A 26069-nucleotide genomic window follows, 5' to 3' on the forward strand; every position below is an offset into this window, starting at 1 on the left:
AGTTTTTCCTTAAATAAATTTGAGTAATTTTATCTTATTTAAAATATATAAAGTTAATCAGTATTTTCACTTTTTTCCAAAACCTCAAAATAAGCTTCTTCTAAAATACTAAGTTCATTTTCTAAGGAATTTAGCTCTTCATAAAGGGTATTTATACCTAGTTTTTGATAGATTGTAGGATTACTTAGAGCATTTTTGATTTCTTTTATTTCTTCTTCTAATTTATGAATTTTATCAGGATATGAGTTTAAAATTTCATTTTCTTTATAGCTTAGTTTTTTACTCGATTTTTCTTTTGTTTTTACACTTGCGGTGGTGTTTGTTTCTAAGCTTTTAGAAAATTCTTCAAAGTCTTTGTATTCTTTTTCATTTTCTAAATATTCACTATAAGAAAGAACTTCTATATTAATATTTGCATTATCTTCAAAAGCATAAAGTTTAGTTGCTATTTTATCGACAAAATATCTATCATGTGAGACAAGCAAAATCGCGCCTTCAAAAGAAAGTAAGTATTCTTCTAAGATATTAATCGTAGCTATGTCTAAATCATTTGTTGGTTCATCTAAGATTAATACATCATATTCTTTGGTAAAAAGCAAGGCTAGAGCAACTCTGTTTTTCTCACCCCCACTTAGCACACTCACGCTTTGCTCTAAAAATTCTTTTGGAAATAAAAATTGTTTTAAATACCCATAAACATGCATATTTTTACCACGCACTTGAATGTGATCGCCACCATTTGGGCAAAAAATTTCTAAAAGTTTTTTATCAGTGTTTAATAAACTTCTGCTTTGATCAAAATAGCCTATTTTAACTTCACCTCTTTTAATCTCTCCGCTATCAAGTGGAATTTGGTCAAGTAAAATCTTTAAGAAAGTAGATTTCCCACAGCCATTTTTACCTACTATGGCTATGCGTTCACCTTGTAAAATTCGTGCATTAAAGTCTTTAAAAAGTGTCTTGTTGGCAATAGACTTTGAGATATTTTTAAATTCAAAAAGCATTTTTTTGCGGTTTTGGCTTTGAGTTTGGTTAAAATTTTTACTTGCTCTTTTGATTTCAAGTTGTAAGCGTTTGATAGCTCCTGGGTTTTTCTTAGCTTCTTCACGCATTTTAAAAATGCGTTCTTTGCGTCCTTCGTTGCGTTTAAGCCTAGCTTTGACTCCTCTTCTTAGCCATTCTTCCTCACTTTTTAGTTGCTTAAGCAAGGTTTCATGGCTTTTAGCTAAGGAAGCTAAAATAGCTGCTTTTTTTTCTAGATATTGCGTATATCCACCCTCAAAAATGCTTAATTTTCCCGCTTCTATTTCTACGCATTTTTGCGCTATAGCATCGATAAAATACCTATCATGAGAGATGAAAATAACACACATTTTAGAGGTTTTTAACCTTTCTTCTAAAAAGTTACTCATATATACATCTAGATGATTAGTTGGTTCATCAAGCAATAATATATCAGGATTTTTTAGCAAAAGTGTGCAAAGCCCTACGCGTCTTATTTCGCCCCCACTTAAAGAGCAAAGTGTTCTGTCTTTGTATTCTAATAGTTTAAATTCTTCTAATATTCTTTGTATTTTTTGGTCTAAATTCCATGCGTCTTTTGAATCTATAAATAAACTTAATTCATCTACTTTTTTTAAATATTCTTTATTTTCAGGATCAAAAGCTAGTTTTTCATTATAGCTTTCAAATTCTTTCAAGGCTTGATAAATTTCTTCAAGTTCTTTTTTGATGGCTTCGCTCACGCTTAAGGTACTTTCAAAGCTTACTTGTTGGCTTAGCATATCTATACTAGTGTTATTTTGTTTAATTACTCTACCGCTATCTAGTTTTAAAGTTCCCATAAGGGCTTTTAAAAAGCTTGATTTTCCTTCGCCATTTTTGCCTATAATGGCGATTTTTTCTCCTAAATTTGCACTAAAATTTGCATTTTCTAAAACTATTTTTGTATTAAATTTCTTATTTGCATCGATTAAATCTATTAAAGCCAAATTTCTTTCCCAAATGTTTTTTACGATTTTACTTTAAAAAGTATTAATTTTGCTTAAATAAAATTACGCCATGAGAGCATTTGTTTTTTTTACTTTATTAGTTTTATTTTTTGCTTTGGCAAATTGGTATATTTATAAAAGATTTTTAAGTAGGGTTGATTTTTTAAAACCTTATAAGAAGTTTGTATTAGCTTTTATTTTAATAGTTTTTGCATGTGAATTAATCTTTTTTATAAATATGCGCGGGGACTTTTTACATGAAAAGCTTTATTATATTTTAGCTATTTTTCCTACTATTACTTGCTTTTTCTTGCTTTTTGGAGTGATTTTTGAAATTGGCTCTTGGATTTTTTTTAATGAAAATAAAAAAGAGCAAATTTTCAATGTCCAAAGAAGAAAGTTTTTAAAATTAATTTTTGATTCTTGGCTTATTATACTTAGCGTTAGTATGGTATTTAAAGGTTTTATAAATGCTATTAGCACACCTAAGGTTAATGAGGTAGATATTAAAGTTAAAAATTTAAAAGAAGATTTAAATATAGTTTTACTTTCTGATGTGCATTTGGGAAAAAATTTAGGAGAAGATTTTTTAAAAACCTTAATCGGTGAAGTTAATGCTTTAAATGCTGATATGGTTATTATAGCTGGGGATTTAATCGATGCAGATATTGCTAGTATGCCTTATATTAATTTATTAGAAAATTTTAAATCAAAATATGGTACTTATTTTGTTTATGGAAATCATGAGTATTATAATGATATAAATGCAATAAGCAAAAAGCTTAAAACTCTTAAAAATTTCAAAGTTTTGGAAGATGAAAGTATTGATTTTGGGGATTTTACTTTAAGTGGGACTTTGGATTTGGCTGCCAAGCGTTTGGGTTTTAAAGAAAGCAATATAGAAAAAATCAAAACTCAAATCAATCAAGAAAAGGTTAATATTTTAATCACTCATCAACCAAAGTATGTAAAAACTTATGATGTAAGTGGGTTTGATTTGATTTTATCAGGACATACACATGCAGGACAAATTTTCCCTTTTTCTTTGCTAGTATATTTAGAACAAGGTTTTGTGTATGGGCTTTATAAATTAAGCAAAGATAGCTTGCTTTATGTAAGTAGTGGAGCTGGATTTTGGGGGCCTGCTGTGAGATTTTTAGCCCCTAGTGAGATAGCTTTGATTAGATTAAAAGGAGAATGAGTGGGATTTAGCAATAGTGCTTCAAAAATGTTTGGAATCATAGCAAAATATAAATTTCCAAAAATTATACAAAAAAATATTAATAAAGCTTATGTAAATGCTTTTAATATCAATATGAGTGAATTCAAACCTTTAGAAGAATATGAGAGTTTAAATGCTTTATTTACAAGAACTTTATTAAATGAGCGAGAATTAGAAGATGGCTTTATAAGTCCAAGTGATGGTAAAATTTTAGAACTTGGAAGTAGCTTTCAAAATGATTTAAAAGAAAATTTAGCCTTTAGCGTTAAAGGTTCAAGTTATAGTATAGAAGAGCTTTTAAAAAACTCAGCTAGTAAAGAAGAATTAGAAAGTGGCATAGATTATGCAAATATTTATTTGTCTCCAAAAGATTATCATCATTATCATGCACCTTGTAATATGCAAATTTTAAGTGCTACTTATATGAGCGGGGCCTTATTTAGTGTGAGTGAGGCAAAGTTAGCTAAGATTATAAACCTTTATACTAAAAACGAAAGAGTAGTTTTAAAGTGCTTAGTGGAAGGAAAATTTATACTTTGGATGGTATTTGTGGGTGCACTAAATGTCGGTAAAATGCACTTTAGCTTTGATGCTAGCATACAAACTAATGCTGCAAATTTTGATTTTACTCATACCTATGAAGATCTTTTTGTAAAAAAAGGCCAAAGACTTGGAAATTTTGAACTAGGTTCAACTATAGTTTTAATCGCTCAAAAAGGGTTTTTAAAATTTAGTAAAAATGCTTATGAGCAAGTTGAATTTTCTAAGAAGATTGCGGACTTTGCTTAGTCTCATCTTCATTAGCAACTTTATATAAAAAGGCAAAAATTTCAGCCACTGCTTTATACATATTAGGTGGGATTTCATCGCCTAGATCAAGTTTGCTAAGCACTTCTACTAAGTCTTTGTCTTCTTTTATGGGTATGCCATTTTCTTTGGCTAAAGAGATGATTTTAGCAGCGTTTTCACCTTTGGCATTAGCTAGGATTTTTGGTGCATTTTGTTCTTCTTTGTTATAGCCTAGTGCAACGGCTTTTTTTGTTTTTTTAGCCATTTTTAAGCCCTTGTGTCAAAACCCATATTAAAGTCATTGTATTCTTCTTGATTGTGAAATTTACTTTTAATTATATCGCTGATGAAAAAATTAGAGCTTAGAAGTCCTACTTTAACTAAGGCTTTTTTTAGTTCATGTGCTCTTTCATAAAGTTTTTTTCTAAAATTAGCATTTTCTATCATCATATTTATATCGATGTATTTATCATTACTTAGAGATAAAAATACATTGATTTTTCCTAATTTTTCAAATTCAAGATTAATTTGTGCATAAAATTTATCTTTTTTACCGCGTTTAAAAACTACATTAGATTTTTCTAAATCATCCCAAAAGAAAGGTAAAAAAGTATGAATGCTATTATTGGCTAAAGATAAAAGTTGGTTAAATTCAAGCTGAGCTATAAGACGATTTGCTTGATTTAGTATGCTTTCATTGTCTAAATTTTTGGCTAGATTAGAAACTTGCAAAAGAGTGGATTTAATATCTTTTTGTAATTCTGAAGAAATTTCTGCACTATCTTTTTGGGTGATTTTTCCAAGATCTTTTATAGAAAGTTCTAATTTTTTTTCTATATTTTTTATATCATCTAAAGAATTTTTTGCCTCATAATTTTTAGGATCTAAAGCTTTTAAAACTTCATTGAGTTTTCTTCCTATTAAGCCTAGTTCTTTGTTTAGATTGTTTAAAAGCTCTTCTTGTAAATTTTGGCTAAAATTAAGATTTTTACTTACATTTTGTTTGAAAATATCTTCTAGTAAAATTTTACCTGAAGTGCTTTTAAATATATCCTCTAGCTTAGTATTATTTGTTTGTAAATTTTGACTTTTACTATCATTTTTACTTAAATCTTCAGTATTTTTTTGTGGTATTTTTGGCTCTTCTTTGGGATTTTCTTTGATATCTTTACTTTGTGGTATTTTTTCTTCTTTTGTGTTTTGAATTTCTTTATCTTTTGCTATGCTTTCTTGTTTTTGTTGAGTTTCTTTTTTATCCTCTGTGCTTTTTTGTAGAGTTTTTATTTCTTCTTTTAACTCTTCTTTGATGTCTTTAGTGTGTGGAGTTTTGTTTAAATTTTCTTGTGTTGTTTCGGTTTTGTTTTTGTGATTTTTTATATCTTTTAAAAGTATTATAAAATCTTTTATATTTTGGCTAAGCTCTTTTAGTATATGAGTGTTTTGAATTTTTATGTTTTCGGGTTTAGCTAGTTCTTTGTTGATAAGTGTTAAATTTTTATTAAGATTTTTGATAAAATTATCCGCAATATTTTGGAGTTTTTCTTGACTAATAGAACTTGGGTTTTTATTGATATAATTTTTAAAATTTTCTATTTTATCAAATAGCTTAAAAAGTGTTTTGTAGTTTGTATTTTCCAAAGAAATTTTATTATCTTTTTTGTGATTTTGTAAGATGTGAATAAGCTCTTTTAAGGTGCTTGTAGTATCAAGATTTTTAAGATCTAAATTACTTATATCGTGTTTTAAATTTTCACTTGTAGCGCCTTTTATAGTACTTAAAAGATTAAAAAAACTCTGTGGTAAATTTTGTTCTTTTAAAGAATGATTGAGCTTTGCTTCTAAAAATATGCCTGAATTTTTCACTAAAGATGAAAGATTTTTATTATTAATATCTTTAGCAGGCTTGACTAAATCTTCTAAAATTTTAAGCAGTTTTTCAAATTCAGGATTTTTTGAAAGCTCTACTTGGAGTTTTTTTACTTCATTGGCAAAATTAGGTGCAAAATTTAAATCTTTATGATTTTTTAATACTGCCAAATCAGGATCTTTATTGGTTTTGATTTGATCTAAAAGTTTATTAAGTAATTCTTGTAGTTTTTGATCAATTTTGCTAATATAATCTTTGGGTAATTTAACTTCAGAATCGCTTTTGGAAAATAAAGGATTTTTTAACGCTTCATTGAGCGAGGTTTTTTTGTCTGATTTTTCACTTTTATTTTCTTTATTTGTTTCATTTTTTGCAAACTGATTTTGATTATTAGAGATATTAGTTATCATCTAGCATTACCATATTACCAGGTTTTCTTTTAAATTTGGTAAGTTTTTTAAATTTTGGTTTATCGATGGCAAATAGTATCAAAATACTTAATAAAACTATATAAAAATACATAAAGCCATAAGCTTGAAAATAATACATCAAAGTTCCCAAAATTGCAGGTGCAAATAAAGCACCAAAAGAATAGGTAAAAAGAACTGCTCTGCCAAGTTCAACTCTTTTGCTAGGATTATCAAGCATATCATTTGCTCTTGCTAAAGAAAGAGCGTATAAACAACACATGCCCATGCCTAGCAAAAATCCAAAAAAGTATTTTAGATAAATATTATATTCTAAAAGTAGTATGCAAAGCATAGCGCTTAAAGCAATAAAAGCACACAATATAATGGCAAATTTTCTGCTAATTTTATCAGAAAGAGTTCCGATATAAAGTTGCGAAATAAAGCCACCTACCATAGTAGAGAAAATAAAAATAGAAGCTTCTTTTGCGCCAAATCCTTGTATAAGTACAAATAAAGAAGCCATGGAAAAAAAGCCATTTAAAAGCATGCCCGCTATAAAACTTGTTACTAAGGCTAAAGGCACTATATCAAAAACCTTAGGAATGGAAATTTTTGTTTTTTGTGGCAAAATAGGCTCTTTAATGCGGATTAAAAATAAAGGAATGGAAGCAAACATAATAAAACTAGCACTTAAAATAAATACTGTATTACTTGGAAAGTCAAAAGACATAAGTAAAATTCCAAAACCTGATGATGAGTAAAATACAACCTCATAAAAGGCTATCACTCTTGAGCGAATAGTGTTTTTTGCTTTTTCATTAAGCCATGATTCTATTACCATTAAAAGCGCATAATAGCAAAAACCTAGCAAAAATCTTAAAAACATCCAAAAATAAAGATTAGAATTTAAACTATGAAGCATGGTGGCTATACCAAAAATAATAGCAAAAATTCCAAATGATCTTATATGTCCTACTTTAGAAACTATTCTATGGGCACTAATTGTACTTACCATAGCACCAAGAAAATAACAACTTCCTATTACGCCTATATAAAAATTACTAACATTATTATGCTTTAAAATAATAGCTATGGAATTTACTGTTAAAGCACTTCCTATGAAAACAAAAATCATACCAAGAAATAATGCTGTTAGTGATCTAATCGTTCTTTTTGAGCTTAACATTTTCTTATTAAAAAATTATATATTAATACCGCTATGGGTGTGACAAACATTGCACAAAACAAGGCAAAAATACTCATTAAACCTTGAAACTCTAAAAATAAAAATCCTGCTATTAAAAACACATAAGCAAAAATTTTAAATAAAGAAAAAAAAGCTAACGCGTTTTTAAAAATACTTTTAAATTTTGGTTTTAAATCGTCATCTATATAGATAAATTTTATAATTTTTGGCAAAGAATATTGTTTTTTAGCAAAAATTTGTAAAGGTCTTTGCGTAAAATCATAATTTTTAGCTGCTTTAAAAATAAAATTTTTATAATTTAAAAAAGATATTAGAATGATTAAATTTTGAGCTAAAAAGCCAAATTCAAAGCTTATAAAGGTTTTAAAGCTTAATTCTTTGTAAAAAAAAACTCCTGCTAAGAAAAGTAAATTTAATCCTAGCAAGAGTTTTAATAAAATTTTAGGCTTTAGGATCATTTTTTAAATCTTTATAGCGATTTTCTTCTTTAAATTCTTCGTAACTTTTTATTTGTGCTTTGTAGGCTTTATAAACATTTAAAATCGCCGCAGCTACTCCTATAAACACTCCTACCCAAAAAAGCCAAACAATGCCGGTTAAGTTTTTTAAAAAATAGCCTATACCAACTCCGATTAAAACAGCCACAACCATGGATATACCAAGGCTTAATCCATCTGCAGCTTCTATACCTTTGCGAATGATTTTTTGTCTTTTATTCATAATGCTTTAAAACTTTCTTGTGCTGCTTGTATAGTTTTATCAATGATTTTTTTATCCATACATTCACATATAAAACCTGTTTCAAATTGAGATGGTGCTAAATATACACCTTTGCTTAGCATCTGTGCATGAAATTTGGCAAATAATTTAGTATCTGATTTTAAAGCGTCTTGATAATTATTAACAGGGTTTTCACAAAAGAAAAATCCAAACATAGAACCAACGCAATTAACTTGCAAAGGAATTTTGCAATCATTTGCAGCTTCTTTAAAGCCTTGAGTAAGTCTTTTACCTAGTTTTTCTAATTTTTCATATAAACCTTCATAATTTCTTGCTTTTTTTAAGCTCGCATAACCTGCAGCCATAGCAAGAGGATTACCACTTAGTGTTCCTGCTTGATATACTCCACCTAAAGGACTTAATAAATCCATAATCTCAGCTCTTGCAGCAAAAGCAGCTGCAGGAATACCTCCGCCTATAACCTTACCAAAAGTTACTATGTCAGCTTTTATATTATTAATCCCAAAAGAGCCAAGATATGAAGCTCTAAAGCCACTCATAACTTCATCAAAAATTAAAAGAATTTGATACTCATCACATAGTTTTCTTAGCTCTTGTAAAAATTCTATTTTAGCAGGTACTAAACCCATATTTCCTGCAATTGGCTCTATGATGATACAAGCTATATTATCATCATTATTGATTAAGTTTTTAACACTATCAATATCATTATAAACAGCTACTAGAGTATTTTTAGCTACATCGGTTAAAACTCCTAGTGAGCTTGGGGTGTTAAAAGTAGCTGCACCGCTTCCAGCACTTACTAATAAAGAATCAGAATGCCCATGATAACATCCTTCAAATTTGATGATTTTATCTTTTTTACTAAATCCTCTTGCAAGACGAATAGCACTCATAGTAGCTTCAGTGCCACTACTTACAAAACGGATTTTATCCAAATGTGGCCAATCTTTTAAGATAAATTTGGCCAATTTAGTTTCAGCTAAAGTTGGCGCACCAAAGCTCGAGCCATGCTCTAATGCTTTTTTACAAGCTTTTTCAATATCCTCATCACAATGTCCAAAAAGTAAAGGTCCCCAACTTTGCACATAATCTATATAAGTATTTTCTTCTATATCGCTAATATAAGCACCTTTGCCTTGTTTGATAAATAAAGGATTGCTACCTACACTTGCAAAAGCACGCACTGGGGAATCTACCCCACCTGCTATATACTCACAAGCTTCCTCAAAGGCTTTTTTATTGTTTTTCATTTTTACTCCTTTTATTGCTAGTAATATAATCATAAAGTGATTTTATTTCATCTTCTGTTAGCGAGTAAGTTGGCATAATGCTTTTTGCCTCTTGAGGTTGATTTAGAATTTTTCTAAAACGCGTATAAGGAGTGTTTTTAATACTTGGCACAATAAAAGGAATTTTTTCTCCATTTTTAGTGTAATAACCTAGTATTTGTTGACCTCCATCGCCATGACATTTAGCACAACTTATACCTCTTGGATTTTTGTAAAGGGACTCTTGGTATTCTTTAGGAGAGATAAAATCTTCAGCCCAAGCACCATAAATTATAAAAAATAAAAATAATACAATTTTCATTCATTGCCTTTAACAAAAAAAGAAGTTTTGTTATGATACAATTTTTTAAGTTAAAGAAAGCTATAAAATTTAAGGAAAGAAATGACACTTTTAGATGGTAAAAAGCTAAGTGATAAGTTAAAAGAAAATTTAAAACAAGAAGTATTAGAACTTAAAGCTCAAAGTATAGAGCCTTGTTTGGCTGTAATTTTAGTAGGCGAGGATCCTGCTAGTGCTACTTATGTGGGTTCTAAAGCAAAAGCTTGCGAGCAATGTGAAATTAAGTCTTTAGTTTATAAACTTGATGTAAATACAACTCAAAATGAGCTTTTGGCTTTGATTAATACTTTAAATCATGATGATAGTATAGATGGAATTTTAGTTCAACTTCCATTGCCATCGCATATTAATAAAGATATAATCTTAGAAAGTATTAACTTTAATAAAGATGTAGACGGCTTTCACCCCTTTAATGTCGGAAATTTAAATCTTAATTTAAAAGGTGGTTTTTTACCATGTACACCTTTAGGCGTTATGAAAATTTTAGAACATTATGATATAAAATTACAAGGAGCTAGTGTAGTTGTAATAGGAGCTTCAAATATAGTAGGCCGTCCTATGGCTACTCTTTTGTTAAATGCTAACGCTAGTGTGAGTATTTGTCACATTTATACAAAAGATTTAAAAGCTTATACAAAAAATGCTGATATTGTTATCGTAGCAGCAGGTTGTCCAAATCTTTTAAAAGAAGATATGGTTAAAGAAGGTGTGGTGGTAATTGATGTTGGGATTAATAGAGTTGATGGAAAAATAGTAGGCGATGTCGATTTTGAAAATGTTAGTAAAAAAGCTAGTTATATCACTCCTGTACCAGGTGGAGTAGGGCCTATGACTATTACTATGCTTTTAGAAAATACTATAAAATCAGCTAAAAATAGGATAAAAAAATGAAATTTTTGAAGAAAATTTATAAATTTACACAATCTTGGACGGGAACTTTAGTAGTTGTTTTATTGATTATATTTTTCTTTATACAAGCCTTTACTATACCAAGCGGTTCTATGAAAAATACTTTATTAGTAGGGGATTTTTTATTTGTAAAAAAATTTTCTTATGGTATTCCAACCCCGCATATTCCTTGGGTGGAAATTCCTGTTTTACCTGATTTTAATAAAAATGGACATTTAGTAAGTGGTGAAGGTCCTAAAAGAGGGGATATTGTGGTATTTAGATATCCGCATGAGCCAAAAATCCACTATGTAAAAAGATGTGTGGCCAAAGGCGGAGATGAAGTAGTTTTTGCAAATAAAACCTTATATGTGCGTATGGTTGAGGGTGATGAATATATGAAAGATTATTATCCTAATAAAACAAAAATCATAGGCGGAAGACTTTTTGTAAAAGAGCCTTTTGTGGAAAAAGGGATACATTATGATTCTAGAGTGGATATAGACAGTGTATTTTTTCGCTATTTAAATTTGGGGCAATTTGCTATGAAGCCTGCTTCTTTTGATGAATTAGGTGCTAATAATATTTATGGTTTTAATGCTTATTATTATAAAGTACCTGAAAATGAATATTTTATGATGGGCGATAACCGTGATCATTCTAGCGATAGTCGATTTTGGGGAAGTGTAGATTATAAATATATAGTTGGGCAACCTTGGTTTATTTATTTTTCATGGGATGAAAATAAAAAAGTTAGATGGGAAAGAGTAGGGCGTTTAGTTGAAACTATAGAAAAAGATGAACGCTTTATTCATCATAATGAAAGCGACATAGAAGCTTTAGAATAATTACCCAAAGAAACAAATAAAAATAGTTTGTGTAGAAAATGTATAGTTTCTACACAAAATTTTTTAAAAATATACAATCTTGATTTTACTCGTAGAATTTTTTAAGCTCCAAGTTGTAACAATTACAAAAATTAAAATTAGTATAAGATAAAAGGATAGAAAATGCTAAGCCAAAGATCTCAAAATTTAGGAGAATCCTTAACTTTAGTAATGACTGATATAGCCAAAACTTTAAAAGCAAATGGTGAGAAAGTTATTAGTTTTTCGGCAGGTGAGCCTGATTTTGATACTCCAGAAATCATTAAAAAAGCAGCAATTGAAGCTATTGAAAAAGGTTGTGGAGCTTATACGCCAGTTGTGGGTATAAAAGAAGTTATAGAGGCTATACAATATAAATTTAAAAATGATAATAGTTTAGATTATAAAACAAGTGAAATCATTACCAATGTTGGTGCTAAACATTCTTTGTTTATGGCGATTGAGTGTTTAGTTGAAGAAGGTGATGAGGTTGTCATTCCAAGTCCTTATTGGGTGAGTTATCCTGAAATGGTAAAATTTGCAGGTGCAACTCCTGTGTTTATAGAAGGTGAAGCAAAAAATGGATTTAAAATCACCCCAGAACAATTAAAACAAGCTATTACTTCAAAAACTAAGGTTTTGATGTTTAATTCTCCATCAAATCCTACAGGAGCTATATATTCTAAAGAAGAAATAAGTGCTTTAGCTAAGGTTTTAGAAGGAACTAAAATAGTAGTTTTAAGTGATGAAATTTACGAAAAATTAGTTTATGATGGAGAATTTTGTGCTTTTGCACAAGTTAGTGAAGATGCTTTAAATAGAACTGTAAGTATTAATGGTCTTAGCAAATGTGGTGCTATGCCAGGGTGGCGTTTTGGATACATGGCAAGTAAAATGAGCGAGTTTAATAATGCTGTTAAAAAACTACAAGGGCAAAGTACATCAAATATTTGTTCAATCATCCAATACGCAGCTTTACCAGCCTTACTTGGAAAAGCAGATAATGATATTGAAATGATGAGACAAGCCTTTTTAAAGCGTAGAGAATTAGCTTGTGAAATTTTAGCCAAAAGTGATAAGTTAAAATTAGAACAAATTCCACAAGGAGCTTTTTATTTATTTATATCTTGTAAAGAAGTTGATAATGATTCTATGAGATTTTGTAAAAGACTACTAGAAGAGCAAAAAGTAGCTTTGGTGCCAGGTATTGGTTTTGGCATGGAAGGGTATTTTAGGCTCTCTTATGCAACTAATGAAAAAGATATTATTGAAGGTTGTGAAAAAATCGTTGAATTTGTAAAAAACTACTAATTTCTTAAGCCTGTTAAAAACAGGCTTTCTTTCAAAAAAACTTATAAGCAAGTCTTTGGTATGATTATGCAAAAAATATAGGAAAAATAATGGAATTTGAAGTTCAATATAAAAGTGCAAATGCTAGAGCTTGTCGTATAAAAACTACACATAGTGAAATTTTAACTCCTATTTTTATGCCCGTTGGAACTTTGGCTGCGATTAAAAGTTTAGATGCTGTTGATATGAGTGAGATTTTAAATGCAAAAATTATTTTAGCAAATACTTATCATTTGTATTTAAGGCCTGGTTCTAAAGTGATTAAGCAAATGGGTGGCCTGCACGGTTTTAGTAAATTTGAAGGCTCTTTTTTAACAGATAGTGGAGGTTTTCAAGCTTTTTCTTTAAGTAAAAATTCAAAACCTGATGAAAAAGGTATTCAATTTAAAAGTCATATCGATGGAAGTTTGCACTATTTTACCCCGCAAAGTGTTTTGGATGCGCAATATGATTTTAATTCAGATATTATGATGATTTTAGATGATTTAGTGGCCTTACCTGCAAGTAAAGAAAGGATAGAACTTTCTCTAAAACGCACTATAAAATGGGCAAAAGAAGCTATTGATTATCATAAGTTAAAACAAAGTCAAGGTGTGGGAATAGGGCAAAATATCTTTGGTATTATCCAAGGTGGGACTGATTTTGAAGCTAGAAAAATTTGCTCTCAAGCACTTTGTGAGATGGATTTTGATGGGCTTGCTATAGGTGGATTAAGCGTGGGAGAAGAAAATGAGGCTATGTATGATACGGTTGAAGCTATGATGCCTTATGTGGATAACAATCGCCCTAGATATTTAATGGGAGTTGGCACGCCTGAAGATTTAGTAGAAAATGTAGCAAGAGGTGTGGATATGTTTGATTGCGTGATGCCAACAAGAAATGCAAGAAATGGTACCTTATTTACTAGCTTTGGAAAATTTAATATCAAAAAAGCAGAATTTATCACTGATCATGCTCCTATAGACGGCAAATGTTCTTGCTATACATGTAAGAATTTTTCAAGGGCCTATTTAAATCATTTATTTAAAGCCAAAGAATTAACCTTTTTTAGACTTGCAAGTATTCATAATTTACACTATTATTTAAATTTGGTCAAGCAAATGCGTGAAGCTATTATTAAAGATGAATTTGAAAATTTTAGAAAAGAATTTTATAGGCAAAGAATGTGTTAAATGATGTTTTAAAACAAATTATTAGCAATATTAATATATCAAATGCTTATTATGAATTTGATGATTTTGATATTTTCACTCTAGATATAACTAAAAATTCTAAAAGTGTATTTGTTTTTAAAGAAAATCAAATTTTTGAGTATAAAGATGAAAATTTGATTTTATTTTCTAATACGGAATTTATAGCTATATTAAAAGAAATTTTGCAAAATGAAAAAGAAAAAAATAATACCATTAACCTTTCTATAGAAAAAAGAGAGGAGTTGATTTTAGAAAATAAAAAAGTAAAGAATTTCTTGACAAAATATTTTATATTAAAAGTTAAGCTTAGTAAAAGTTATAACATGGTTTCTTCTGTTTTAGAGGCTTGTAAAATTTGTCATAGTAAGCATCATTTTATAAAGAAAAGTTTAAAAACAATTATTTTAAATTTAGCTGTTTTGGAAAAAAATATTAAAGAAAATATATCAAGATTAGAAGGGATTTACACTTATATTAATACCGCAAGAAATGAAAAAATAAATAAAAATATTTACTTTTTAAGTATTATGTCTGCAATTTTTTTACCTTTAAATTTAATCGTTGGATTTTTTGGTATGAATACCAAAAATTTATTTTTATCTGAAAATGAATACGGAACTTACTATGTTTTGGCTGTGATTTTAACGATATTTTTTATTTTATTTTTATGGTATCAATTTAAAGATAAAAAAGAATTGGATTTGGATGAATTTTCTGTAAAAAAGAAATAAGTGGTACGCCCAAGAGGATTCGAACCTCTGACCTTTTGAACCGCAATCAAATGCTCTATCCAGCTGAGCTATGGGCGCAAAAATAAAGAGTAATTCTATCAAAAAATTCTTAAAATTAGCAAAAATAAATATTTTTATAGAATTTTTATATTTTTATGCTAATCTTCTTTTTAATATTTTAGCTTAAGGCAAAGTCCATGATACATAAGATTTTAATAGCCAATAGAGGTGAGATTGCAGTAAGGGTGATCCGTGCTTGTAGAGATTTGCATATACAAAGTGTTGCTGTTTATACTGAACCTGATTATGAGTGTTTGCATGTAAAAGTTGCTGATGAAGCATATAGAATAGGAACTGATGCCATAAGAGGGTATTTAGATGGTAAAAGAATAGTTGAGATTGCTAAAGCTTGTGGAGCTGATGCTATACATCCTGGATATGGTTTTTTAAGTGAAAATTATGAATTTGCAAAAGAATGCGAAGAAGCAGGGATTATCTTTATAGGTCCAAAATCAGATGTTATCCGTAAAATGGGTAATAAAAACATAGCAAGATATTTAATGAAAAAAAATGGAATCCCTGTAGTTCCAGGTACTGAAAAATTAAATCATTGCACATTAGAAGAAATCAAACTTCAAGCTTTAAAAATAGGCTATCCTGTAATTTTAAAAGCTAGTGGTGGTGGTGGCGGTAGAGGCATACGCGTAGTACATAAAGAAGAGGATTTGGAAAAATCTTTTGAAGCATGCAAAAGAGAAGCACTAAGTTTTTTTAAAAATGATGAAGTTTTTATGGAAAAATATGTTATTAATCCAAGGCATATTGAATTTCAAATTTTAGCAGATAATTATGGTAATATCATTCATCTTTGTGAAAGAGATTGCTCAATACAAAGAAGACATCAAAAAATCATTGAAATAGCACCTTGCCCAAGTATTTCAGAAAAACTAAGAAAAACCATAGGAGTTACTGCAGTAGCTGCTGCAAAAGCTGTAGGTTATACGAATGTTGGGACGGTTGAGTTTTTACTTGATGATTATAATAGATTTTATTTTATGGAAATGAATACAAGAATTCAAGTAGAACACCCAATTACTGAAGAAATTACGGGGATTGACCTTATTACAAGACAAATTCGTATAGCAAATGGGGAAATTTTAGATCTTGAGCAAAGCGATATAAAACCAAGAGGTTTCGCGATAGAAGCTAGGATTACAGCAGAAAATGTATGGAAAAATTTCATTCCAAGTCCAGGCAAAATTACAGAGTATTTTCCAGCTTTAGGGCCATCTGTGAGAGTGGATAGTCATTTATATAAAGACTATACTGTACCACCTTATTATGATTCTTTACTTGCAAAATTAATTGTTAAGGGTTCAAGTTATGATAGTGCAGTTAATAGACTTGAGAGAGCTTTGAAAGAATTTGTGATTGATGATATTAGAACAACTGTTCCATTTTTGATTGCAATTACCAAAATAAGAGAATTTAGAAGAGGGTATTTTGATACTTCTTTCATAGAAACACATATGGAAGAGCTTTTGGAAAAGACAGAAGATAGACACCAAGAAAATAAAGAAGAAGTAATTGCTGCTATAGCTGCAGCCTTACAAAAGATAAAAGAAAGTAGGCAATCATGAGTTTTTTAGATGAATTAAAAGATATAAAAAAAGCACTCCAAAAAGAACAAGGTCAAACAAAAAAAGAAAAGGTTAAAGCGAGTAAAAGCGGAGTTAGTATGAAAAATACTGACTTAGATGCTATACAAAAAGACTTAGCTAAGCAAAATGAAGATAAAAAGCAAGAACAAGAATTTGAAGATATGTTTTTAAAAGAAGAGCGTTTAGCTAATGAATTTATGGAATTTGTAAAAAATAGTGATATTAAAAAGATCTAATGAATAATATTATTGGTTTTTGTACTTTAGAAGAAGAATGTCCTTATCTTGAAAATAGATATTGTAGAAATGAGTATAATTATATATCTTTTATTAACAAAGCGCAAAATCAAGAATTAGTTTCAAGAGGTTGGCGTCGCTTTGGTTCATATTTTTCAAGACCAATATGTAATGATTGTAATGAATGTCAAAATTTGCGTATTTTGGTAGAAAATTTCCATTTTAGCAAAAGCTATCGTAGGGTTTTAAAAAAAAATATAGCTACTAAAATAATCTTACAAAAACCTTCTTTAAGTGATGAGCATTTATTGCTTTATGAAAAATACCACCATTATCAAAAAGATAAAAGAAATTGGAAAATTTATGATTTAAATTTTAGAAAATATTACAATCTTTATGTAGATAATGCAGGTACTTTTGGATATGAACTTGATTTTTATATAGATAATAAGTTAGTGTGTGTTGATTTGATTGATATTTTAGAAGATGGAATTTCTAGTATATATTGTTTTTATGATCCTGATTTTTCACATCTAAGTCTTGGAAAATACTCGCTTTTAACAGAAATCAAGCTTGCACAATTAAAAAAATTAAAATATATTTATTTAGGATATTTTGTAAAAGGGTGTCAATCTTTATCGTATAAAGCCGATTATAGTCCAAATGAAATTTTAAAACACACTAGTGCTTTAGATGAACAGGCATTTTTGTGGAGTTAGGTTTATAGAGAGGATTTTATGCAAGTAGTGCAAACTTTAGAATCTGTTAGTGTTAATACTGATGATTTTTTAATGTTTAAATATTTTCAAGATCTTATCCGTAAAAATTTTTCTAAAGTTATAGGTAATAAAAATAAAACCCTATCTTTTTTTGTGGAAAATGAAATTCCTCAAAGAAGATATTTTTTAAAACTTGTTAATCACAAGTATAAAAAAAATACTGGAAACCAAATCGATAATCTTGCTTTTGCGCATTATAAGACCTTTAAATTAAATCTTGCTCAAGCAAATACTTTAAAGCCTGTAATCTTTGCTAAAATAGGTTTTGCACAAAAAAATATCTTAATAACTTTAAGTTCTAATGAAAAAATGTTTGCTGTATATTTAGAGCAATATTTTAAAGATCATAAAAGCATGTATGATGAGAAAAATTGTATTTTTTCAGTAGAATACAAAGATGATAATACTTTAAATCTTTTAGAAATTTTAGCAAGCGTAAATGAGCATTTAAAATATTGTGTGGATTTTACAATCAATGAAACTCAGCTTTTAGAATTTAGAAATAAAATGAAAAATAAAGCCAATACTAATTGGAAATTTAATGCTTTGGCTAAACTTTTTGAGAATTATTTCCAAACTTTAGGATGTAATTCTAGTGATGATTTTGCTACTATTAGACAAAATTATCTTAATTTAGTTAAAATTTATCATCCTGATCGCCATCAAGGTAAAAGCAAAATCGAACAAGCTTATTGTCGTGAGGAATTTGAAAAAATTCAGCTTGCTTATGAGAGTTTAAAATCTTTATATAAAAACAATACATAATCTCCAAATAACATCATTTTAAGTTGCAATTTATTAAAATTAATTTTTATAAAATTCTAGGAAGAAATTTTGGTTGCTGATAGAAAATTATTTTTTTTAAGTTGCATTCTAATAACTATAGGGATACTTTTTTCATATTCTTTAAGTGCTTTTACTGTGCTTTATTTAGAATATAATGAATTTCATTTTTTTATCAGACAGCTTTTTTTTGGACTTAGTGGTATAGCTATTATTTATTTTGTTTCAAGATTAAATCCTGATAGTAAAATGGCACATTATTTAATGATAAGTGTTTTGTTAATCTCTTTTTTATTTATACTTATTTTGCCTTTTTTACCTACCTTTCTTGCTACTGCAGCAGGTGGTGCTAAAAGGTGGATCAGGCTTGGTCCTTTATCTATTTCTCCTGTTGAATTTTTTAAGATAGGTTTGATTTATTTCCTTGCTTGGTCTTATACAAGAAGAATTGATGATAGCAAAAAAGCAATCAAACACGAAGTTTTAATTTTAATTCCTTATTTTATTTTAGCTGCTTTTGTTATTGGCTATATTTATATGACACAAAATGATTTAGGCCAAAGTGTTATCTCTTTTTTCTTGGTTTTTGCTTTAGCATTTTTTGCAGGAGCTAGTAAAAGACTTTTTGCTTTTGGCGTGGTTATTGTTGGAATGATTGGGGTTTTGGTGATTTTAAGTAATCAAAGAAGAATTCAGCGTATTTCTGCTTGGTGGGGAAATATCCAAGATGCGTTTTTACCTTTTTTTCCTGATTGGCTAGCAAGTGCTTTAAGAGTAAGCCATAACTCAGAACCTTATCAAATTTCACATAGTTTAAATGCTATAGCTCATGGTGGATTTTTTGGAGAAGGGTTGGGTCTTGGAACTTTCAAATTGGGATTTTTAAGTGAGGTGCATACGGATTTTGTTTTATCAGGGATTACTGAGGAAATAGGATTGTTGGGATTGAGCATTATATGTTTGATTTATTTGATGGTTATACTTAGAATTTTTAGAATTGCTGGGCGCTGTGAAAATAAGGTCCATTTTTTATTTTGTTCAGGTGTAGCTTTACTTTTATTATTTTCATTTTTTATGAATGCTTTTGGAATTATTTCTTTAACTCCATTAAAAGGAGTTGCTGTGCCACTTTTAAGTTATGGTGGCAGTTCTATGTGGTCTATTTGTCTTGGAATAGGTTATGTTTTAATGATTAGCAAGAAGGTAAAAATTTAAACTCATTAATTAAAATATATAAAAATTAACTTAAATAAAAAATATTCTATAACAACTCTTTACAAAAAACTTTTTTCTGCTATAATTATGCTCACATTTATTATAAAGGAGGCGGATATGAAGAAATACAGGCGTTTAAACACATTATAATCATTTATCAATTTTATTTTAATTTTAACAAAGGAAAAAAATGAAAAAAATATTATATGTTGTTTTAGCGTTATTTGGTATATTAGCTTTAGGTGCTTGTTCAAGCGATAAAAATCAAGCTAGTGCTTCTGGTGAAAAAGTTTATAAAGTAGGTATAGCTGCAAATTATCCTCCTTTTGATTTTATTAAAGATGCAAAAATTACCGGCTTTGATGTTGATTTATTGGAAGAAATTGCTAAAAGAGAAAATTTAAAACTTGAATGGGTAAATATGAGTTTTGATGGTTTAATTCCTGCCTTAAAAGCTGGAAAGATTGATATGATAGCTTCTGCTATGAGTTCAACTCCTCAAAGATTAGCAAGTATGGATTTTAGTGATACTTATTTCAATACTAAAAATTTATATTTAAAATTAAAAACAGATTCTAGTATTAGCGATAAACAAAGTTTGGAAGGTAAAAAAATAGGTGTTCAACTTGGAACTATTCAAGAAAGTGCTGCTAAGACTATTCCAAATGCTCAAGTGGTTGCAAGTGAAGAAATGTTAGCCGCGATTTTAGCTTTAAAAGCTGGCAAAGTAGATGTGGTTTTAACGGATAAAGATATTGGTAAAGGTTATTTAAAAACTAATGAAGAGCTAGAAGCATTTTTAGAAGAAAATGATGGAAGTTCAGGGTTTTGTATAGCTTTTGATAAAGGAAAACAAAATGAGCTTGTTCAAAAAATTAATGCAGGTTTAGAAAAAGTTAAAGCTGATGGTACTTACCAAAAAATCGTAGAAAAATACGATTTACAATAATTAACTTAAAGCCTTGATACTTATATTCAAGGCTTTAAAAAAATATTCTATATCTTCTTTTGTATGTGTATAATGAAAACCCACTCTTAGCCAACCTGGTTTAGATTTTAATTCTTGATTGTCTTTTAGATTGAGTAAATCATGCCCATAAGGTCCTGCACAAGCACAACCTGCTCTTGTTTCTATCTTATAAGTTTTACTTAGTTTATAAGCTAAATCAAAAGGAGAAATTCCTTCTATATTAAAAGCAAAAATAGGTAATCTATTAGTGATATTTTTTGCATATAAGATCATTTTTGGAAAATTTGTACATTGTTTGAAAAAATATTCACAAAGTTCTTTTTCTTTTTTTTCTATATTTTTTAAACCTATTTCATTGCGTATTTTAAAAGCCAAACTTGCTCTAATAAGCTGAATAATTCCAGGTGTACCACCTTCTTCTAAATTTTCAACTTCGCATAAATATTGTTGAGATGTTCTTGAAACATAGCCCACAGTTCCACCTGCTGCAAAGCTAGGGGTATTGCCACATAGATTTTTTTTGATAACAAGTAAGCCACAAGATCCTACACCTCCAAGTAGTTTATGAGAGCTAATAAACACTGCATCGTAAAATTTAGGATCTAAATTAGCATAAGGAGCTAAAGTGGAAATATCAAAAGCAACTATACCGTTGTGTTGTTTGATTAAAGTGTAAATTTTTTTATAATCACTTAAAATTCCTGTAACATTAGAAGCTGCATTAAAGCTTGCTATGATTTGTCTGTTTTTGGATTTTTGTAATAATTTTTCTAAAAAATTAAAATCTAATTCTCCATTTTTATCTAAGGGCACTCGAACGCATTCACACAAAGCTTCTCTAAATGAAAGTTCATTAGAATGGTGTTCATAGGGTCCAACTATAACCAAAGGTAAGGTATTTTTGCCTGTATTTTTAAAATATTTTTCTTTAATAAGTGGTGGTATATATAGACCTAAAAGTTCTTGAAATTTTTTTATAGCTGCTGAAGATCCACTCCCACAAGCTATAAGAGCAAAACTATCATCTAATTCAAGGTATTTTTTTAAATTTATTCTCGCGTTTTCATAATGCTGTTGTGTGATAAAAGAATTTAAAGAACTATCTGAATGTGTATTTGCATAGGTAGTAAGAATTTTTTTAATTTCTTTTTCTATGCTTTTTAGTGCTAAAGCGCTAGCTGTAAAATCAAAATAATATATTCCTTTTTTTAAAATAATATCTTGTTTTAGTTTTTCAATATCCAAAAAAAATCCTCTAATTTTTTGTTAAAATTATAACATACAAAATATTTATTTTAAGGATGTGATTATAAAATTTGGTGATTTTTCAAAACGCTGTGAAACTTTGGAGCTTGAAAGTATTTTTGATTTTTATAGTATTTTTGATGAGTTTGAATTTGATTTGAAATTAAGTTTATATGAAAATATCTTAAATGTTTTTATTTTGAAAGCCTTTGATATTTTAGCTTCTTTAAATTTAGATGAGAATGCTTTAAAAGCTTTGAGTGTTTTAAGTAAAAACGATAGAAAACGCTATTCTATTAATAAATCTATTCCGCATTTTCAGGCTCTAGGACTTATTAATAAACTTTTAGAGAAAAATATTTTGATTTTAGAAAAAAGTCAAGAAAAGCCAATTATAAAAAACAAAAGACAGAAAGTTAAAAAAGAATTACGCTCTTATAATATACAAGATAAGGTTGTTTTTAAAAATCAAGGATTAAGATTTTTCTTTTATTTTATATATCCTAAACTTAATTTAATCGCGATGAAAAAATACAATGAATTAATAGAACTTATCCAAGAAAATTTGGAAAAATACCAAAGTTTTACTTTTGAACTTTTATGTAAAGAATTTTTAGCAAAAAAACTTAAAGTGGATCAAGTGTATAGTTTTTGGAATTATTATCATGAAATAGACTTGTATTATCATGAAAACAATTTTTGTGTTTTAGGTGAAGTTAAATTTAAAGAAAGAAAAATATGTAAAAATGTTTTAAATATTTTGAAAAGTAAAGCAAAACAGTTGCAAATTCAACCTAATTTATATGTGCTTTTTTCAAAGAGTGGCTTTAGTAAAGAGCTTATTCTAAATAAGGAGCGTAATTTGCTTTTATATACTTTAGAAGATTTTCAATTTTTAATTAAGGATTAAGTGTGGATGAGAATATTTTAAAAAGTTTAGATTCTAGTGAAAAAGAAAACTTACAACAAGGATTAAAAGCCTTAATAGAGCAAACCTATGTTATAGAAAATGAATATAAGCAACTTAATGAAAACTACACTGCATTAAGACAAATGGTAAGTGAGATTATAGAGGTTTTGCCTATGGCTTTGTGGATTTTAGACGCAAATAAAAATATTATTTTGCAAAACAACCTAGCTACACAAAAGCCAAAGCTTTTAGAATGCATTGATCTTGATAAAACACATTATGAGCTTGAGTTTGATCATAAATTTTATCTAATCAAAATCACCTCTCATACTGATAAACTTATAGTAAATGCAACAGATATTAGTGATGAAAAAAGAAATGAAAGGTTAGCTAGCATGGGAACAGTTGCAGCACATCTAGCGCATGAAATACGCAATCCTATAGGTTCTATTTCTTTATTAAGCTCTACTTTGTTTGAAAGAAGTGAGTTAAAAAATAAGCATATAGTTTTAGAAATCCAAAAAGCAATTTCAAGAGTAGAGCGTATTGTAAATTCTACTTTACTTTTTACAAAAGGAGTACATGTTAATTTAAATGAGTTTAATTTACAGGAGTTACAAGATGAGTGTGAGCAAGCTATTGGAGCTTATAATTATCTAGCTAATATCGATTTTAAATTTGAATTTTTAGATTTAAAAATCAATGCAGATAAATCTTTACTTGCTTTAGTTTTGCAAAATTTACTTTATAATGCCATAGATGCTATTGAAGAAAGCGAAAATGATGATGGTTATATAAAGGTTAAGTGCGAACAAAAAGAAGATAGGGTTTTTATTAAAGTTTATGATAATGGTGTAAGTATCAAAGATAAAAAAATGGTTTTTGAGGCTTTTAAAACAACTAAATTAAAAGGTAATGGTTTAGGTCTTTCTTTATCAAAACAAATTATTGATGCGCATAATGGAGTTTTAGGTTTTGATGAAAATCCAAAATGTTTTTTTATAGAGCTTAAAATTTAAGCTCTATAAAATAAATTTTTTCTTAAAATAATAAAAATATTTGTCCTCATAGCTCAGCTGGATAGAGCGCAGAATTCCTAATTCTGAGGTCGCAAGTTCAAACCTTGCTGGGGACACCATTATTATTTAAATACATTTCTTACATTTCTTTAAACCTCTATTTTTAGGCATTTGTAGTATTTTATTTATTTCTTTTATTTCATTTATTTGATATAATTTCAATACCCATTTTATACCCAGCGTTATTTTTTATAGGTATTGGGTATATTTTTGGTATTTTTTGGGTATAAAGGGGCGAAAAATGGCACTCTCTCAAAGTGATATAGAAGCATTAGAAATAAAGGAAAAACAATACTTAGTTCCGCTCGGTGAGCCAAAAGAGCTTTATTTAAAAATTCATCCTACAGGTAGAAAAGTTTTTCAACTTAGAGAGCAAAAATTAAAAAAATATATAACCATAGGAGAGTTTAGAAAAGGATTGTTAAGTCTTGCAGAAGCTAGAAAGGAAGCGATTAAGATTTTACAACAATTAAGAAGCGGGGATTTTATCGATAACAAGAATAAAAAATTTACATTAAATATGGCAAATGATCATTATATAGAAACTATAGGAAAAAAACTTTCATATTTTACTATCAAAAAGGAGCAGGGGACTTTTGTAAAATACATACAGCCTATGCTAGGAGAAAAGCCTATTAATTTGCTAGAAAAGAAAGACTTTCTTCCTATTTATGATCATATGAATTCAAAAAATATTTATTCAACTTTAAATAAAAGTATTGCTTTTATTTGCAGAATTTTAGAACTTGCAAGACAAAGAGGAGAATTAAAAACTAGCATTATTGCAGATTTGAAAGATTTACAAAAGTACTATAGATTAATCAATGATGATTGCAATGTGAAGCATTTTAAAGCTTTGGTAGAAGAAAAAGAGGTTAAGTTTATGCTCGAATGTATGAAAGAATACAGACAAAGAGCTAGGGTTAATGTGAATATTATAAATGCAATTTATTTTACGCTTTTGACAGCGCAAAGAAGTAAAAACATACGATTTGCTAAATGGAGTGAGATAGATTTTGATAATAATCTTTGGGTTATACAAGCTGAAGATATGAAGGTAAAAAGTAATGGTGAAAATATTATCCCATTGAATGAATATGCATTAAAAATATTACAAATGCAAAAGATGTTTAATGTAAACAAAGAATATGTGTTTTTTAATTTTGATAAATGCATTAGCGATAACTTTGCAAGCAAGTTTTTCAAAATGTATGATTTGAAACATACAATACATGGATTTAGAAGTACTTTTAGGAGTATATGTACAGAAAAAAGCAACGAGCTTATAAAACTTGGCATAGGCAAAGATATCGCTGAGATGATATTGCACCATGTAAATGGAAGTGAAGTTGAAAGAGCTTATAATAGAAGTAAGGCCATTGATTTAAGGAAACAGCTTATGAGTTGGTATGGCGAATACTTAAATTCCTTGTGTCCATTTGATTTTAAATGATAACTTTTTTAGATTTAAACCAATGATCTAGTTCTGTTTTTTTGTACCTGATTGTTTTAACATCAATCTTGTAGTGTGGCATGCCATTGCTTCTTGCTCTAAATTGTTGTAAAGGGTTTAATCCATACATTTGCTCTACTTGCTTTGGTGTTAAAAATTCTATATTTGACATGGGGTTTCCTTTAAATATTGTATTTTATATTGATGATTTTAAACAAAATGTCTTTGTATGCATTCCATACTTGCGTATAATCTTCACGACCATCGTTTAACTCTTCATTTTTTACATTTTTCCACCATGATATGCTTTCTTGTTTGCAACCTATGGCTATATCTTGAGAATTAAAGGATATGGAAAATTTTTCTACTTGTAATGAGCATATGTTTTCCATATCTCCTATGGTATTTGAAATTAAAGTATTTTTAAAAAATGGATTTGTAATTCTTGTTTTTAAGAAATTGTTTTCTCTTAAATCAGCCCCGCTAAAATCACAATCTATAAATCTAGCAGAATTTGAAAAAATGTTTTGTAGCGAGCAATTTTTAAAATTAGTTTCATTTGCAATTACATCTTGCATATAAGCGTTTTTTAAAACAGCATTTGTAAAAACAGCATTTGATATAATGCTTGATTGAAAATCGCAATATTGTAAAATGGCATTAGTGAAATCAGCCCCGATTAGATCTAAACTATTAAAATCTGCGCCTGTTAAATTTTGCTCTTTAAAATTAGCATTTTTTAAAGATATTTTTTGCTTTCTGCAAAAATCAAGTAGTTCGCTCAAACTAAATTCAGTTTTTTCTATAATAATATTTCCATTTTTGTCATAAATTATAGCCATTTTATTTCC

At 28.6% G+C, this 26069-nt stretch carries 27 protein-coding genes and 2 tRNA genes; 17 read left to right on the forward strand and 12 right to left on the reverse strand.

What is annotated here, in order from left to right; all coding sequences use genetic code 11:
* Window positions 1-53 precede the first annotated feature (53 nt).
* On the reverse strand, window positions 54-1991 hold the full coding sequence (gene abc-f, locus L8W56_RS02720; protein ID WP_263659354.1) for a ribosomal protection-like ABC-F family protein: 1938 nt from the start codon (window positions 1989-1991) through the stop codon (window positions 54-56).
* A 70-nt stretch (window positions 1992-2061) separates the two neighbouring features.
* Here abc-f and L8W56_RS02725 point away from each other — a divergent pair, with 70 nt between their 5' ends.
* Together L8W56_RS02725 and L8W56_RS02730 are read left to right on the forward strand one after the other, a co-directional pair.
* Window positions 2062-3192 carry a metallophosphoesterase gene (locus tag L8W56_RS02725; RefSeq protein WP_263659355.1) on the forward strand — a complete coding sequence of 377 codons (1131 nt, stop codon included), beginning with the start codon at window positions 2062-2064 and terminating at the stop codon, window positions 3190-3192.
* Window positions 3193-4002, forward strand: coding sequence for a phosphatidylserine decarboxylase (locus tag L8W56_RS02730; RefSeq protein ID WP_133319293.1), 810 nt, complete (start codon window positions 3193-3195; stop codon window positions 4000-4002).
* On the opposite strand, the gene L8W56_RS02735 is transcribed toward L8W56_RS02730, so the two are convergent.
* The 7 genes from L8W56_RS02735 to L8W56_RS02765 are packed head-to-tail and all read right to left on the reverse strand — an operon-like array spanning window position 3977 to window position 9820.
* The gene (locus L8W56_RS02735) at window positions 3977-4267 is read right to left on the reverse strand and encodes a FlhB-like flagellar biosynthesis protein (protein WP_133319292.1); all 291 of its coding nucleotides are present in this window, start codon (window positions 4265-4267) and stop codon (window positions 3977-3979) included. The two genes, L8W56_RS02730 and L8W56_RS02735, sit on opposite strands and share 26 nt — an antisense overlap.
* A 2-nt stretch (window positions 4268-4269) precedes the next feature.
* Window positions 4270-6279 carry a flagellar hook-length control protein FliK gene (locus L8W56_RS02740; RefSeq protein WP_263659356.1) on the reverse strand — a complete coding sequence of 670 codons (2010 nt, stop codon included), beginning with the start codon at window positions 6277-6279 and terminating at the stop codon, window positions 4270-4272.
* A complete protein-coding gene (locus tag L8W56_RS02745; RefSeq protein ID WP_263659357.1) occupies window positions 6269-7465 on the reverse strand; it encodes an MFS transporter in 1197 nt (398 codons plus the stop codon). Before L8W56_RS02745 ends, L8W56_RS02740 begins: the two co-directional genes overlap by 11 nt.
* Window positions 7459-7944, reverse strand: a complete 486-nt coding sequence (locus tag L8W56_RS02750) for a hypothetical protein (protein ID WP_133319289.1) — start codon at window positions 7942-7944, stop codon at window positions 7459-7461. The genes L8W56_RS02745 and L8W56_RS02750 overlap by 7 nt, the downstream gene beginning before the upstream one ends.
* Window positions 7928-8206, reverse strand: coding sequence for an AtpZ/AtpI family protein (locus L8W56_RS02755; protein WP_263659358.1), 279 nt, complete (start codon window positions 8204-8206; stop codon window positions 7928-7930). The genes L8W56_RS02750 and L8W56_RS02755 overlap by 17 nt, the downstream gene beginning before the upstream one ends.
* Complete coding sequence (hemL, locus tag L8W56_RS02760) at window positions 8203-9480, reverse strand: glutamate-1-semialdehyde 2,1-aminomutase (RefSeq protein ID WP_263659359.1); 1278 nt, start codon at window positions 9478-9480, stop codon at window positions 8203-8205. The genes L8W56_RS02755 and hemL overlap by 4 nt, the downstream gene beginning before the upstream one ends.
* Window positions 9467-9820 carry a c-type cytochrome gene (locus tag L8W56_RS02765; protein WP_263659360.1) on the reverse strand — a complete coding sequence of 118 codons (354 nt, stop codon included), beginning with the start codon at window positions 9818-9820 and terminating at the stop codon, window positions 9467-9469. The genes hemL and L8W56_RS02765 overlap by 14 nt, the downstream gene beginning before the upstream one ends.
* Before the next feature lie 81 nt (window positions 9821-9901).
* Between L8W56_RS02765 and folD the strand changes: the two genes are divergently transcribed.
* The 5 genes from folD to L8W56_RS02790 all read left to right on the forward strand — a co-directional run bounded on the left by folD (window position 9902) and on the right by L8W56_RS02790 (window position 14887).
* A complete protein-coding gene (gene folD, locus L8W56_RS02770; RefSeq protein ID WP_263659361.1) occupies window positions 9902-10750 on the forward strand; it encodes a bifunctional methylenetetrahydrofolate dehydrogenase/methenyltetrahydrofolate cyclohydrolase FolD in 849 nt (282 codons plus the stop codon).
* Window positions 10747-11595 carry a signal peptidase I gene (lepB, locus tag L8W56_RS02775; protein ID WP_220566758.1) on the forward strand — a complete coding sequence of 283 codons (849 nt, stop codon included), beginning with the start codon at window positions 10747-10749 and terminating at the stop codon, window positions 11593-11595. Before folD ends, lepB begins: the two co-directional genes overlap by 4 nt.
* Window positions 11596-11757: 162 nt before the next feature.
* Window positions 11758-12924, forward strand: coding sequence for a pyridoxal phosphate-dependent aminotransferase (locus tag L8W56_RS02780; RefSeq protein WP_263659362.1), 1167 nt, complete (start codon window positions 11758-11760; stop codon window positions 12922-12924).
* 89 nt (window positions 12925-13013) lie between these two features.
* On the forward strand, window positions 13014-14135 hold the full coding sequence (tgt, locus tag L8W56_RS02785; protein WP_220566759.1) for a tRNA guanosine(34) transglycosylase Tgt: 1122 nt from the start codon (window positions 13014-13016) through the stop codon (window positions 14133-14135).
* Window positions 14129-14887, forward strand: a complete 759-nt coding sequence (locus L8W56_RS02790) for a CorA family divalent cation transporter (protein ID WP_263659363.1) — start codon at window positions 14129-14131, stop codon at window positions 14885-14887. The genes tgt and L8W56_RS02790 overlap by 7 nt, the downstream gene beginning before the upstream one ends.
* A 1-nt stretch (window position 14888) precedes the next feature.
* On the opposite strand, the gene L8W56_RS02795 is transcribed toward L8W56_RS02790, so the two are convergent.
* Window positions 14889-14965 (reverse strand) — tRNA-Arg (locus L8W56_RS02795).
* Window positions 14966-15084: 119 nt separating this feature from the next.
* On the opposite strand from L8W56_RS02795, the gene L8W56_RS02800 reads away from it, so the two are divergent.
* The 6 genes from L8W56_RS02800 to L8W56_RS02825 all read left to right on the forward strand — a co-directional run bounded on the left by L8W56_RS02800 (window position 15085) and on the right by L8W56_RS02825 (window position 20510).
* Window positions 15085-16527 (forward strand): acetyl-CoA carboxylase subunit A, encoded by a 1443-nt coding sequence (locus tag L8W56_RS02800; protein WP_220566761.1) that lies wholly within the window; start codon window positions 15085-15087, stop codon window positions 16525-16527.
* The gene (locus tag L8W56_RS02805) at window positions 16524-16784 is read left to right on the forward strand and encodes a hypothetical protein (protein WP_012661304.1); all 261 of its coding nucleotides are present in this window, start codon (window positions 16524-16526) and stop codon (window positions 16782-16784) included. Before L8W56_RS02800 ends, L8W56_RS02805 begins: the two co-directional genes overlap by 4 nt.
* Complete coding sequence (locus tag L8W56_RS02810; protein WP_133319279.1) at window positions 16784-17503, forward strand: arginyltransferase; 720 nt, start codon at window positions 16784-16786, stop codon at window positions 17501-17503. The genes L8W56_RS02805 and L8W56_RS02810 overlap by 1 nt, the downstream gene beginning before the upstream one ends.
* A gap of 18 nt (window positions 17504-17521) precedes the next feature.
* Complete coding sequence (locus tag L8W56_RS02815; RefSeq protein WP_133319278.1) at window positions 17522-18328, forward strand: adenylosuccinate lyase; 807 nt, start codon at window positions 17522-17524, stop codon at window positions 18326-18328.
* Between the two features lie 69 nt (window positions 18329-18397).
* Window positions 18398-19561, forward strand: coding sequence for a putative lipid II flippase FtsW (gene ftsW, locus L8W56_RS02820; protein WP_220566762.1), 1164 nt, complete (start codon window positions 18398-18400; stop codon window positions 19559-19561).
* Window positions 19562-19751: 190 nt separating this feature from the next.
* Entirely contained in the window at window positions 19752-20510 is a 759-nt protein-coding gene (locus L8W56_RS02825) for a basic amino acid ABC transporter substrate-binding protein (protein ID WP_263659364.1), read from the forward strand.
* Here the strand turns inward: L8W56_RS02825 and L8W56_RS02830 are convergent, their stop codons facing one another.
* Window positions 20511-21776 carry an aminotransferase class V-fold PLP-dependent enzyme gene (locus tag L8W56_RS02830; RefSeq protein ID WP_263659365.1) on the reverse strand — a complete coding sequence of 422 codons (1266 nt, stop codon included), beginning with the start codon at window positions 21774-21776 and terminating at the stop codon, window positions 20511-20513.
* 58 nt (window positions 21777-21834) lie between these two features.
* Here L8W56_RS02830 and L8W56_RS02835 point away from each other — a divergent pair, with 58 nt between their 5' ends.
* From L8W56_RS02835 to L8W56_RS02850, 4 genes are all read left to right on the forward strand, one after another.
* Window positions 21835-22686: a DUF234 domain-containing protein gene (locus L8W56_RS02835; RefSeq protein ID WP_133319274.1), complete on the forward strand. Its 852-nt coding sequence runs from the start codon at window positions 21835-21837 to the stop codon at window positions 22684-22686.
* Window positions 22687-22688: 2 nt separating this feature from the next.
* A complete protein-coding gene (locus L8W56_RS02840; RefSeq protein WP_263659366.1) occupies window positions 22689-23705 on the forward strand; it encodes a sensor histidine kinase in 1017 nt (338 codons plus the stop codon).
* 42 nt (window positions 23706-23747) lie between these two features.
* Window positions 23748-23824, forward strand: a tRNA-Arg gene (locus tag L8W56_RS02845).
* Window positions 23825-24006: 182 nt separating this feature from the next.
* On the forward strand, window positions 24007-25218 hold the full coding sequence (locus tag L8W56_RS02850; protein ID WP_263659367.1) for a tyrosine-type recombinase/integrase: 1212 nt from the start codon (window positions 24007-24009) through the stop codon (window positions 25216-25218).
* Here L8W56_RS02850 and L8W56_RS02855 read toward each other — a convergent pair.
* Window positions 25211-25390, reverse strand: coding sequence for a DNA-binding protein (locus L8W56_RS02855; RefSeq protein WP_039625719.1), 180 nt, complete (start codon window positions 25388-25390; stop codon window positions 25211-25213). The genes L8W56_RS02850 and L8W56_RS02855 overlap by 8 nt on opposite strands.
* A 10-nt stretch (window positions 25391-25400) precedes the next feature.
* Window positions 25401-26060, reverse strand: a complete 660-nt coding sequence (locus L8W56_RS02860; protein ID WP_263659368.1) for a pentapeptide repeat-containing protein — start codon at window positions 26058-26060, stop codon at window positions 25401-25403.
* Window positions 26061-26069: the final 9 nt, after the last annotated feature.

Source organism: Campylobacter sp. IFREMER_LSEM_CL1085 (assembly GCF_025772235.1).
In the GTDB taxonomy this organism is placed as follows: domain Bacteria; phylum Campylobacterota; class Campylobacteria; order Campylobacterales; family Campylobacteraceae; genus Campylobacter_D; species Campylobacter_D lari_D.

Bases quoted from the DNA above. Each gene is read 5' to 3' on its own strand.
- L8W56_RS02725 (WP_263659355.1), top strand. From the start codon at position 2,062: ATGAGAGCATTTGTTTTTTTTACTTTATTAGTTTTATTTTTTGCTTTG.
- L8W56_RS02735 (WP_133319292.1), bottom strand. From the start codon at position 4,267: ATGGCTAAAAAAACAAAAAAAGCCGTTGCACTAGGCTATAACAAAGAA.
- L8W56_RS02740 (WP_263659356.1), bottom strand. From the start codon at position 6,279: ATGATAACTAATATCTCTAATAATCAAAATCAGTTTGCAAAAAATGAA.
- L8W56_RS02745 (WP_263659357.1), bottom strand. From the start codon at position 7,465: ATGTTAAGCTCAAAAAGAACGATTAGATCACTAACAGCATTATTTCTT.
- L8W56_RS02750 (WP_133319289.1), bottom strand. From the start codon at position 7,944: ATGATCCTAAAGCCTAAAATTTTATTAAAACTCTTGCTAGGATTAAAT.
- L8W56_RS02755 (WP_263659358.1), bottom strand. From the start codon at position 8,206: ATGAATAAAAGACAAAAAATCATTCGCAAAGGTATAGAAGCTGCAGAT.
- hemL (WP_263659359.1), bottom strand. From the start codon at position 9,480: ATGAAAAACAATAAAAAAGCCTTTGAGGAAGCTTGTGAGTATATAGCA.
- L8W56_RS02765 (WP_263659360.1), bottom strand. From the start codon at position 9,820: ATGAAAATTGTATTATTTTTATTTTTTATAATTTATGGTGCTTGGGCT.
- folD (WP_263659361.1), top strand. From the start codon at position 9,902: ATGACACTTTTAGATGGTAAAAAGCTAAGTGATAAGTTAAAAGAAAAT.
- lepB (WP_220566758.1), top strand. From the start codon at position 10,747: ATGAAATTTTTGAAGAAAATTTATAAATTTACACAATCTTGGACGGGA.
- L8W56_RS02780 (WP_263659362.1), top strand. From the start codon at position 11,758: ATGCTAAGCCAAAGATCTCAAAATTTAGGAGAATCCTTAACTTTAGTA.
- tgt (WP_220566759.1), top strand. From the start codon at position 13,014: ATGGAATTTGAAGTTCAATATAAAAGTGCAAATGCTAGAGCTTGTCGT.
- L8W56_RS02800 (WP_220566761.1), top strand. From the start codon at position 15,085: ATGATACATAAGATTTTAATAGCCAATAGAGGTGAGATTGCAGTAAGG.
- L8W56_RS02805 (WP_012661304.1), top strand. From the start codon at position 16,524: ATGAGTTTTTTAGATGAATTAAAAGATATAAAAAAAGCACTCCAAAAA.
- L8W56_RS02810 (WP_133319279.1), top strand. From the start codon at position 16,784: ATGAATAATATTATTGGTTTTTGTACTTTAGAAGAAGAATGTCCTTAT.
- L8W56_RS02815 (WP_133319278.1), top strand. From the start codon at position 17,522: ATGCAAGTAGTGCAAACTTTAGAATCTGTTAGTGTTAATACTGATGAT.
- L8W56_RS02825 (WP_263659364.1), top strand. From the start codon at position 19,752: ATGAAAAAAATATTATATGTTGTTTTAGCGTTATTTGGTATATTAGCT.
- L8W56_RS02850 (WP_263659367.1), top strand. From the start codon at position 24,007: ATGGCACTCTCTCAAAGTGATATAGAAGCATTAGAAATAAAGGAAAAA.
- L8W56_RS02855 (WP_039625719.1), bottom strand. From the start codon at position 25,390: ATGTCAAATATAGAATTTTTAACACCAAAGCAAGTAGAGCAAATGTAT.
- L8W56_RS02860 (WP_263659368.1), bottom strand. From the start codon at position 26,060: ATGGCTATAATTTATGACAAAAATGGAAATATTATTATAGAAAAAACT.